Source organism: Microcystis sp. LE19-10.1B, assembly GCF_027530565.1.
Taxonomy (GTDB): domain Bacteria; phylum Cyanobacteriota; class Cyanobacteriia; order Cyanobacteriales; family Microcystaceae; genus Microcystis; species Microcystis aeruginosa.
Genome location: NZ_JAPZQM010000108.1, coordinates 1 through 9935, shown reverse-complemented (window position 1 = coordinate 9935; position 9935 = coordinate 1). Strand labels below are relative to the sequence as shown.

At 41.6% G+C, this 9935-nt stretch carries 10 protein-coding genes; 6 read left to right on the top strand and 4 right to left on the bottom strand.

All coding sequences use genetic code 11. The features are described from left to right. Positions 1-814 precede the first annotated feature (814 nt). The 3 genes from O9332_RS03715 (at position 815) to O9332_RS03705 (ending at position 4113) form a co-directional block, all read left to right on the top strand. Entirely contained in the window at positions 815-1564 is a 750-nt protein-coding gene (locus O9332_RS03715) for a septal ring lytic transglycosylase RlpA family protein (protein WP_004159324.1), read from the top strand. A 61-nt stretch (positions 1565-1625) separates the two neighbouring features. Beyond that, positions 1626-2327 (top strand): ABC transporter ATP-binding protein, encoded by a 702-nt coding sequence (locus O9332_RS03710; RefSeq protein ID WP_004159323.1) that lies wholly within the window; start codon positions 1626-1628, stop codon positions 2325-2327. A 124-nt stretch (positions 2328-2451) separates the two neighbouring features. Continuing rightward, positions 2452-4113, top strand: coding sequence for an NAD(P)H-quinone oxidoreductase subunit 4 (locus tag O9332_RS03705; RefSeq protein ID WP_004159322.1), 1662 nt, complete (start codon positions 2452-2454; stop codon positions 4111-4113). Positions 4114-4593: 480 nt separating this feature from the next. Here O9332_RS03705 and O9332_RS03700 read toward each other — a convergent pair whose 3' ends face one another. The 3 genes from O9332_RS03700 to O9332_RS03690 form a co-directional block, all read right to left on the bottom strand. Beyond that, positions 4594-4992 (bottom strand): helix-turn-helix domain-containing protein, encoded by a 399-nt coding sequence (locus O9332_RS03700; protein WP_002788855.1) that lies wholly within the window; start codon positions 4990-4992, stop codon positions 4594-4596. After that, a complete protein-coding gene (locus tag O9332_RS03695) occupies positions 4976-5260 on the bottom strand; it encodes a type II toxin-antitoxin system HigB family toxin (protein ID WP_004159317.1) in 285 nt (94 codons plus the stop codon). The genes O9332_RS03700 and O9332_RS03695 overlap by 17 nt, the downstream gene beginning before the upstream one ends. Positions 5261-5651: 391 nt before the next feature. Beyond that, positions 5652-5990: a helix-turn-helix domain-containing protein gene (locus tag O9332_RS03690; RefSeq protein WP_004159314.1), complete on the bottom strand. Its 339-nt coding sequence runs from the start codon at positions 5988-5990 to the stop codon at positions 5652-5654. Positions 5991-6121: 131 nt separating this feature from the next. Here O9332_RS03690 and O9332_RS03685 point away from each other — a divergent pair, with 131 nt between their 5' ends. Further along, positions 6122-6937: a PEP-CTERM sorting domain-containing protein gene (locus O9332_RS03685; RefSeq protein WP_002788850.1), complete on the top strand. Its 816-nt coding sequence runs from the start codon at positions 6122-6124 to the stop codon at positions 6935-6937. 473 nt (positions 6938-7410) lie between these two features. Beyond that, entirely contained in the window at positions 7411-7605 is a 195-nt protein-coding gene (locus O9332_RS03680; protein WP_004159306.1) for a hypothetical protein, read from the top strand. A gap of 26 nt (positions 7606-7631) precedes the next feature. Here the strand turns inward: O9332_RS03680 and O9332_RS03675 are convergent, their stop codons facing one another. Further along, positions 7632-8048 carry a DUF1816 domain-containing protein gene (locus O9332_RS03675; RefSeq protein ID WP_004159304.1) on the bottom strand — a complete coding sequence of 139 codons (417 nt, stop codon included), beginning with the start codon at positions 8046-8048 and terminating at the stop codon, positions 7632-7634. 575 nt (positions 8049-8623) lie between these two features. Between O9332_RS03675 and O9332_RS03670 the strand changes: the two genes are divergently transcribed. Beyond that, positions 8624-9736 (top strand): sensor histidine kinase, encoded by a 1113-nt coding sequence (locus tag O9332_RS03670; protein WP_004159301.1) that lies wholly within the window; start codon positions 8624-8626, stop codon positions 9734-9736. The last annotated feature ends 199 nt before the right edge of the window (positions 9737-9935 follow it).

The following is a 9935-nucleotide window of genomic DNA, read 5'->3' as shown; positions in this document are numbered from 1 at the left end:
TTGAGGTAGTCAGTTACCTAATTTTCAGGGAAAAAGTACCTGAATTTTCCCCCGATCCCCGCAATGGCTGGCACTTTTTGAGGGGAAAAAAGTCCAAAAGTCTTATCCAACAAGGTTTTTAGATTTATTCAGCAGACCCTAGATAGGGTTTGCCGAAAAAGCTTTTCGTGGGGTTAGGAGTCGGGCCGGATGAAAAAATTTTCACCCCCACAGATGAAAGAGGTTTCTTTCCCCACTTCCCCACTTCCCCACTTCCCTATCCCTTTTAAAGAGGATTTAGTATTAGCATCCATTAACATTTCTGATTTTATAGTTAAGTTTGGCTAATAACAGCTTATTTTTAGTTCTTTGTCAAGCCCCTATTATAATTTTTAATCTCTGACCTTTAACCCGATTTGACATTTATCTTAAAAATCTGGTTTTTTGTAGCAAAGATAACAGTTTTATTAACCATTATCTGCATCGATAGAGAGAAATCGAGGAGGGCTGATAATCCTTGAAAGCCTTGTCAATACTAGCATTATTCCCCCTCGAAATTTCCCTAATTCCCTAAGTTTTCCTAACCTTGATCCCCTCTAGGACACAAAAAATTAAAAACCCTTCATCTTAACTTGGTTTTTAGCGCCAGTCAACCCTTTATTTAAATTTTTGATTCTCTTGCCCGATAACGATATAAATTCTCGTAATGACCAACCGATTTTCCGTGATACGGTTGAACAGAAAGCAACCAAGTTAGCTCTGCAAGCACAAAGGAATGTTAGCAAGTTCCTTCAGCTTTGCATTGGGAACTTGCTAACGCACAATAAGAAAGTCTATGAATAAACAATTGGTCAACAAACTACAAGCTGTAACTGCCCTTACCGTAGTGGGGACTACAGCCTCGATAATTTGTTCCCAGACAGCAGGACACAGCAACAGCCTGACGGACATTAGCTTAGGTCGTCAAACTGTTATCGAGTCCACTTCTCAAACCATTCTGTCCGCTTTTTCTAATAGTCGAACAACTGATTCAGATATTAAAGTATCACGTTCGGTTCAAGATAATGCTAACGAAATTCTAAAAACTTTGGAGTCCCTAGTGGACAAAGAAAATACCGTCCCTGCAAGCGTTACACCCCAGACCCAAGAGGCCATTCCTTCGACGGGACAACCCCAATCACAACCCAATCAAGTCAAGCCGGCCCCGGCTAATGCCCCAGCCAGCAATCCTGCCTCAGTGACACCAGCAGAGAAGCCGAAAACAAGCCCAGCGGTAAAAACCAGCAGTCGCCCCCGTAAAAAGGGAATGGCCTCTTGGTATGGTCCTGGTTTCCACGGTCGTCGCACCGCTAGTGGTGAGACTTTTAACTCTAGTAGTTTAACCGCCGCCCATCGCTATCTACCTTTCGGCACCAAGGTTAGGGTAACTAATCTGCGTAACGGGCGCTCGGTGGTGGTGCGAATTAACGATCGCGGTCCGTTTAGCGGTGGTCGCGTCATCGATCTCTCCAGAGGTGCGGCAGCGATTATCGGTGTTTTCCAATCGGGAGTTGCCCCAGTTGTCTTGGAAGTTTTAGGCAGATAATCAGTGATCACTATGGCAGTGATCACTGCTATAGTGATCCTATTGGGATTTGACTGGGTTTATGTTAGAAATTAGCGATTTATCGGTTAATTATGGCGGAATAAAGGCATTACAGCAGGTTAGCTTAAGGGTAGAAACGGGGGAAATTGTCACCCTGATTGGAGCGAACGGAGCAGGAAAAACGACGACTCTAAAGACGATATCTCGGATTTTAACGGCAAAGACGGGGCGAATAATTTATCAAGGTCAAGATATTACCCATTTACCACCCCATGAAATCGTTAAGCGGGGAATTGCCCATAGTCCGGAAGGGAGAAGAATCTTAGCGCGTCAAACAGTCTTGACAAATTTGCAGTTAGGTGCTTATACGAGAAGCGATCGCCTAGGAGTAAAAAGCGATATCGAAGAGCAGTTGCAACTGTTTCCCCGACTATCGGAGCGCCGAGAGCAGTTAGCGGGAACCCTAAGCGGTGGGGAACAGCAGATGCTGGCGATTGCCAGAGCTTTAATGAGTCGTCCCAAGTTATTGTTACTAGACGAACCCAGTTTAGGACTAGCGCCGCAGATAGTGCGAGAAATCTTCAGTATTATCCGTCAATTAAACGAATCGGGAGTAACTATCCTGTTAGTGGAACAAAACGCCAATTTAGCCCTAGAAACTGCCAATCGCGGCTATGTTTTGGAAGCGGGACGCTTGACTATCGCAGGAGAAGCCGGGGATTTACTCAGGGATGAGCGGGTCAAACAAGCTTATTTGGGTTAATCGATGATGATGCGCCAATTATAGATAAAAGCCTATGGTAAAGGTAGGCCAAAAAATATTCACAAAATTTTACAAAGTCGCATAAAATGAACACATAACGAAATAGGTATTTTTTCTTACTGCCATGCTAACGGCTAACTTCCCCTGGCTCACTGCCATCATTTTGCTCCCCTTGCTTGCCTCCTTCCTGATCCCTGTAATCCCCGACAAAGAAGGAAAAACTGTTCGTTGGTTCGCTCTTGGAGTCGGACTAGCAGACTTTGTTTTAATGTGCTACGTCTTTTTACAAAAATATGATTTAAGCAACCCCAACCTACAATTAGTGGAAAAAATCGATTGGGTTCCCCAAATTGGTTTAAGCTGGGCGGTGTCGGTGGATGGTATCTCGGCACCGTTAGTTTTATTAGCAGGATTGGTGACAACCCTTTCTATCTTGGCCGCATGGCAAGTGGACCGCAAACCCCGTTTATTCTACTTCCTGATGCTGTTGCTCTACGCCGCTCAGATTGGTGTTTTCGTCGCCCAAGACTTATTATTATTCTTTTTAATGTGGGAAATCGAGTTAATTCCCGTTTATCTACTCGTTTCCATCTGGGGTGGTCAAAAACGTCGTTATGCCGCCACTAAATTCTTACTCTACACCGCCGCCGCTTCTATCTTCATCCTCGTTGCCGGTCTAGCCATGGCCCTTTACGGTGGTGGTGCAATGACCTTTGATATGGCGGAATTAGGATTTAAAGATTATCCCCTCGCTTTAGAATTAGTCCTTTACGCTGGTTTATTAATCGCTTTCGGGGTCAAACTCGCCATCTTCCCCCTCCATACTTGGCTCCCCGATGCTCACGGTGAAGCTTCTGCACCTGTATCGATGATTCTCGCTGGTGTTCTCCTCAAAATGGGTGGTTACGGTTTAATCCGTCTTAATATGGGGCTTCTACCCGATGCACACATCTACTTTGCCCCGATTCTAGCGATTCTCGGTGTCGTTAATATTATCTACGGTGCTTTCGCTTCCTTCGGTCAACAAAACATGAAACGCCGTCTCGCTTATTCCTCGGTTTCACACATGGGATTCGTCCTTTTAGGGATTGCTTCCTTCACCGATGTGGGTATTAGCGGTGCTATGTTACAAATGCTCTCCCATGGTTTAATTGCCGCCGTCTTATTCTTCCTTGCTGGTGTCACCTACGACCGCACCCATACCTTAGCTTTAAACGAGATGGGTGGGATTGCCCAAGCGATGCCGAAAGTCTTCGCTCTCTTTACTGCCGGCGCCATGGCTTCCCTAGCGTTACCCGGAATGAGCGGTTTTGCCAGTGAAATTACTGTATTCATCGGTGTCACTAGCAGTGACGTTTATAGCCAAACCTTCCGGGTTGTGACTGTCTTCCTCGCTTCCGTTGGTTTAATCCTCACCCCGATTTATCTACTCTCCATGCTCCGTCAAGTTTTCTACGGAGATGGTTCTTCCTGCGATATTACTAACATTCTCCCCAACAAAAGTAACGAACAGGCAGTTTGTTTTGGTACTAGCTGTGTCCTCCCTCATGAATCAGAATATAGTGACGCTAAACCCAGAGAAATCTTTATCGCTGTCTCTTTCCTCGCTTTGATTGTCGCTATCGGTTTCTATCCCCAACTGGCTACCCGTATCTACGATGTGAAAACGGTGGCAGTTAACTCGGAAGTGCGTCAAGCTTACACAGAAATCGCCGCTACTCGTCAAAATATCTACGCTGAAACTCAACCGGACGTAAGCGCCAAGGTTGCCAGTATATTCCAATAAATTGGCAAGTCTAAAGTGAATAGGTTATCGGGAGTGGAAATTCTGCTCCTGATTTTTTTTGGCGAGGAGATAATTAATTAGGGTTGGCTGAATAAATGTGAAATATAGACGAGGTAAGGGTTTTAGGGGTCTATTTCGCAAAACAAGTGCAAGATTTTCAGAGAATCGTGGTCTTGTAGGGGCGAAGCATTCGGGCATAACCTATCGCTGAAACCGTAGATTTCCTATCCGAATGCTTCGCCCCTACTTTTTCAGCAAACCCTACATAGGGTTTGCTGAAAAAGTTTTTCCTGGGGGCAGGGTGTAGGGTGTGGGGTGTGGGGTGTAGGGTTTTACCGATTTTGAGGGGGTCAATTACCTAATTTTCAGGGAAAAAGTCCAGGGATTTTTCCCCCGATCACTCCCAGATCCATTACTTTTTGATGGCCAAAAGGTCTAAAAGTTTTACCCAACAAGGTTTTTAGATTTATTCAGCAAACCCTACATAAACAAACTATAATCTACATGAAAGAAATGTCCTAATAATTTCGCCTGTTCTTGGCTAATTGACCCTTTTCCTGCAATTAAACTAGAAGCAATTTTGTCAGAGCCAAGGATTATGGCTATGTCTTTCTTGTTAACGCTTTGTTGCTCCATCAAAAACAATAACATAGAATTAGGTGTGGTTGATTCTTGTAGATAAAAGCTTCTTTCAAAATTCTCAATTAAAAAAATTAGAAGCTCATAAAGTTCATCTTCTTCGGGAGTTCGATGCTGACGGTGCATCAATTCTTCGACAATAACCAGAGCTTTTTCATTTTCTGCTTCTGTTCTGATAACTTTAGGTAAATGGCGAGCTAGTAATTCTTTGTATTTTTCTGGATTAAAAGTAAGGGTCATTTTTCCATTGCTCCTTATCGTATTCAGCGTGAGTTAAAACATACTTGATATAAATTAGCCGCTTCTGATAATCGATACTGGTTATAAGGCGATAACGATTTCCTTTAATGTTAAAAACAGTAAAATTACCAACTGCTTCTGCTTGGGGAAATACTGTTTGAACCTCAACTAAATTATACCAAATTGCTTGACTGGCAATTTTATGCCAATTTTCTAAAGCGTGTTTATTCGTAAATTCTCGTAATCTTCGATAGCTGATGACGTGCATTTATAAAAACAAACATAAATTATCTCTATTGTGTGGACAATGCTCATTAAATAAAATTAAGGAATACATTTTTTAACTTGCTCAAGAGACAATCCCAACGTACTAGCAATTTGCTCGGCCGTCAAGCCAAGCTCGACTAAGTTTGGAATAATTTCTAGTTTTGCTTTTTGTCTTTCTCTTTCCAGAATTGTCAGGCTTTCTTTAACATAAGGTATAGCAGTTTCTTCTATTATTGATTCAATATTTTCTGTCTCATAACTTTGTGAAGGATTAGCACAGAGGCTCTTCTGGTTTCTGTGTGGAAACGAGGTCTATACTGATAGTTTCTTCGACAAAATAGTCCTAAAAGTGTTGCCCGATAAGCATTTCACGATTACATAAGCAAAAATTATCACACAAAGTCGAGAAGAGCCGCACAGAGGTTAATGTTACCGATTTGCACAGGATTAACCATATTGGAGTACGCATTTGCCACTCCTAATCTTTCAATAGTAGCACGGAAATTAGACTTATTTAAATCTTCTCCTAAAGCTTCGGAAAGAATGCGCCACAGTTGATAAGCTTCATCTTTAGTATGCCCTGCCGAACAATGATATTCTTCAGAAATATGGGTATATTTTTTTCCATTAAGGACTCCCTTCAGAATCGCAACTTGCAGACTGTCAAGATGTTGCCCCGTTTGTGCGAAAACTAGGTCATCCACGTATTTCAACACCGCTTGTACGTCCATTAACCTGTTGCTTCATACCTCTAACGCCCACCCGTTATTATCCGCTATAATCCGCTTTTTGTCAAGATTATTAATAAAACTCCCGCCTTTATCCGCCACCATCCGACTTTAGATTAGCTGAAATCAGGCTTATGCTTGAAGCAGGAATTGATGAGGCTAAAAGAATGGCTAATAAAATTACCACCATAACACTAGCTACTGGAGTTTTCCTCGGTTGTGCAGTCATTGAAACTCCCGTTGTAAATTCTGCTCCAACATTACTCGGACCAACTCCTTATCTTAGCTTTAATGATAGTCCATTTAAAAATGTTAACTTTAGCTATTTTTACCTTGAGAATTTTGAGGATGGTTCCCTGAATGTGCCAGGTGTTACAGCCTCTAGTGCTAGTGGCTTACCATTTGGCGTGGAAGGTCCAGGTTTTTATACAGATTCTGTTGATATTGACGACGGAGTGATTGATGGAAACGGGCAACAAGGTCATTATCTCGTTGAAGTAGGTAATGGAATAATAGGAGGCTTTAAATTTACTTTCAATGCCAATACTTTAGGAAACTTTCCTACTCATGTAGGTATTGTCTGGACAGATTCATATTCAAGCTTTGGCGGAATAGATCAAACACCACTAACTTTTGAAGGGTTTGATGCACAAGGAAATTCTTTAGGTACTATTGCACTTGGTCAGGGACAGATTGGCGATACCAGAAACGACGGAACAACAGTTGATGATCGCTTTTTTGGAGTTATCAATTTAGCAGGCATTTCAGCTATCTCAATATCTCAGACTTTGATCAATGTAGGCTTTGGAGTAGATCACTTAGAATATGGATTTGTTCCCCAATCTAGTCAACCTGTTTCTGAACCTTCCACTGTCTTTGGTTTATTAGGATTCGGTTTATTTGGACTAGGTGTATTCTGCAAGCGGACTGTTTCAGCTAATTGGATGTAATAGATTCTCCCGATCTCCCGGGGAGCATCCCACTTTTGCAATAAGCAATTGTACTTAGATGTGAAATGCTTATATGGCAAGCCTTTTCGGGAGTTCATAGATTTTTAACGGTTGTCTAAATTGTGTGATTGGAACCAGAATCGTTATACTAAATCCGGTTATTAAAGACTGATTATTTATTCCCCCTTTTGCATGAGTGCCTTTTGCCTGTCCTGATATGTAGCCTATACTCAACGGATTTAGTATAACTTCTGCTGATCACCATAAGTGAGAGAAATTCACAAATATGAGATACACCCGATTGATAGTGAACACTCATTATATATTAATAAACATAAATAAATATGAAGTAATTTAAGTTTCAAGAAGAATGAACCCGATCTTTTTTACGATGGGGGTAAAAGTGATTTTCAATTTCTCAGGTTGAAAGATGAATCCAGATTAAGCTATCTCAACGATAAGAGGACAAGCCAATGTTTGAAGATTTTACCTATATTACCGATGAGGCTTTTTTAGAGAATTATTGGTGGGAAGAAAAAGTTATCTGTCCCCACTGCCAGGGCAAAGAAAGAATCTATCTAGAGACGGAGAATGAATCCGTCCCCTGTAAATTCTGTGAGGGTAAAGGCATTATTAAACGAAAACAAGAGGAAACTAACTATTCCTAAAAATCTGTAAAATTAGATACCATACATTAAAAATATTCTTGAGTTAAAACCTCTGGCTGACATTGTTTAATTTCGCTGTTAATTCCCAGGGCAGATTCCGATTGGAGGTCTTCGATATAACCGGATTGATGGGATAAAGCTTCCGAAAAACTCTCAAAAGGACCGAAATAATAGAGACATTTCGGCTGAGTGGTGGTGATCTCTATCCACCAAGGTTGAGGTAGTAAACTAGGCTTAATCGGGGCAGTTTCTGGGTCAAGAGGCCTTATACTGAGAATCTTGGCCCCTTGGCGCAGGAGGCGCTGTGTTTCTTGACTCATGCGGCTTTTAGGTACTCGCAGCACTGTCCGGGAGAAGCGTTGAGGCAAAGAGCCAGAAGAACCGGAAAAAACAACTTCATAGAGAAATATTTGATTCTCTCCCTGATTATTAGCCTCTAGCATACAGAAAAGATTCTCTTTTAAGGGTAAGGGTTAAAAAACAGACGCTACTTTGAGCAGATGACTCAAGCAAAATCATCTCCTAACAGAGTAGCGCATCTTGATACCATAGCATAGAGCGGCAAAAAGTTAGGTTTTGACCTACTCTCCCCTCACAGCATAGCTTGACGAGAGATTCTTCAACAAGAAGAACCCGATAGAGTTCTTTATGATGCTGTAGCCGAATCTAGGGCCGTTATCTTAATGGTGAGGTACAAAGTTTTTGTTTTTTGGAGTCGGTGGTCGATGCCAAATCCTCTTATACTTCATCTTTATGAGAAACCCTGTCAATAGGGTTTGCGGCAAAAAGTTTTTCCTAGGGGTAGGGTGTGGGGTGTAGGGTGTAGGGGTTTCCCCATTTTTGAATTGGCGAATTACCTAATTTTCAGGGAAAAAGTCCCTAAATTTTCCCACCGAACAATCCAATGGCTGGCACTTTTTGATTTCAAAAAGACCAAAAGATATTAGCCAAAAAGGTTTTTATATTTATGCAGCAGTCTCTCAATAATATTGACAACAAATAGAGTTTTTAAACAAATATGCAGCCACCAAAATTAAGCTTAGGAACCAGATTATTTTTATCCCATCTCCTCGTTATGGTGGTGGGATTGAGTAGCTTTATTATCATTGCTAAATTATCTTCTCCGCGAATGTTTGTTTTGCGTTTGGAACAGTTAGAAAGGCAGGGATTTTTTACCGTGCGATCAGCGAGAACTTTCTTGGTTAGGGGTTTTGAGACAGCTTGGGATAGTAGTGCCATTTGGTCATTCATTGCGGGAGGAAGTACGGCTGGTTATCTGAGTTTTTTGGTTTCTCAACGCATTATGAAACCGGTAAAACAAATGAAACAAATCACTAAAAATTTTGCTGAAGGGGATTTATCGGCGCGAGTTCCAGAAAGCGAAATCCCAGAATTAAATCAATTAGCCATCAGTTTTAATCAGATGGCGATTAGTTTAGCCGATGTGGAAAAACGGCGCCAGGAATTAATCGGTGATCTTACCCATGAATTACGCACCCCTTTAACTGTGGTACGGGGATATTTAGAAGAATTAGCCGATGGTGCGATCGAACCTAATCCAGAACTTTATCAGAAATTAGTGAAAGAAACCCGCAGGTTAGAACGTTTAACCCACGATCTACAGGAGCTATCGCAAGCGGAATCTGGTTATCTATCGATTAAAATGCAACCTGTTAATTTATTGCCTTTGTTAAATTCTCTCATCGAAAAATTTGCCGATCAATTATTAGAAGATGGACCGACTTTACAGTTAGATTGTCCCCCCAATTTACCATCTGTCATGGCCGATCCCGATCGCCTCGAACAAATCTTAGTTAATCTGCTCGGTAATGCCATTCGTTACACCGATAATGGTGCAATTACCCTGCAAGTGACAAGGGACAAAAATCGCCTACAAATTGCCGTTATCGATACAGGAATTGGCATCGCAGCAGAGGATTTACCCTTTATTTTCGAGCGCTTTTGGCGGGCCGATCGTTCTCGTTCCCGTTATTCTGGGGGTAGTGGTATTGGTTTAGCGATTACCCGTCGTTTAGTGGAATTACACCAAAGTCAAATCGAGGTGGAAAGTGAATTAGGTAAAGGCAGCACTTTCCGTTTTTCCCTAGCAATATCGGCCAATTTTCAGTGAACAGTGAACAGTAATCAGTAATCAGTAAACTGAAAACTCACATCTGATAACTGATCACTGATAAGTAGTCATGCAAAATTAATTACCCAAATAAAAAATTAAGAAGTATAATACATAAAAAAACGAAGCAGCAGGAAAATACAATGAGATTGATTAGAGACCTAAACCCCGAGAGCCAGAAAATGCTAGAGAGAATTTA

Bases quoted from the DNA above. Each gene is read 5' to 3' on its own strand.
- O9332_RS03700 (WP_002788855.1), bottom strand. From the start codon at position 4,992: ATGACCCTTACTTTTAATCCAGAAAAATACAAAGAATTACTAGCTCGC.
- O9332_RS03705 (WP_004159322.1), top strand. From the start codon at position 2,452: ATGCTAACGGCTAACTTCCCCTGGCTCACTGCCATCATTTTGCTCCCC.
- O9332_RS03680 (WP_004159306.1), top strand. From the start codon at position 7,411: ATGTTTGAAGATTTTACCTATATTACCGATGAGGCTTTTTTAGAGAAT.
- O9332_RS03685 (WP_002788850.1), top strand. From the start codon at position 6,122: ATGCTTGAAGCAGGAATTGATGAGGCTAAAAGAATGGCTAATAAAATT.
- O9332_RS03690 (WP_004159314.1), bottom strand. From the start codon at position 5,990: ATGGACGTACAAGCGGTGTTGAAATACGTGGATGACCTAGTTTTCGCA.
- O9332_RS03710 (WP_004159323.1), top strand. From the start codon at position 1,626: ATGTTAGAAATTAGCGATTTATCGGTTAATTATGGCGGAATAAAGGCA.
- O9332_RS03675 (WP_004159304.1), bottom strand. From the start codon at position 8,048: ATGCTAGAGGCTAATAATCAGGGAGAGAATCAAATATTTCTCTATGAA.
- O9332_RS03715 (WP_004159324.1), top strand. From the start codon at position 815: ATGAATAAACAATTGGTCAACAAACTACAAGCTGTAACTGCCCTTACC.
- O9332_RS03670 (WP_004159301.1), top strand. From the start codon at position 8,624: ATGCAGCCACCAAAATTAAGCTTAGGAACCAGATTATTTTTATCCCAT.
- O9332_RS03695 (WP_004159317.1), bottom strand. From the start codon at position 5,260: ATGCACGTCATCAGCTATCGAAGATTACGAGAATTTACGAATAAACAC.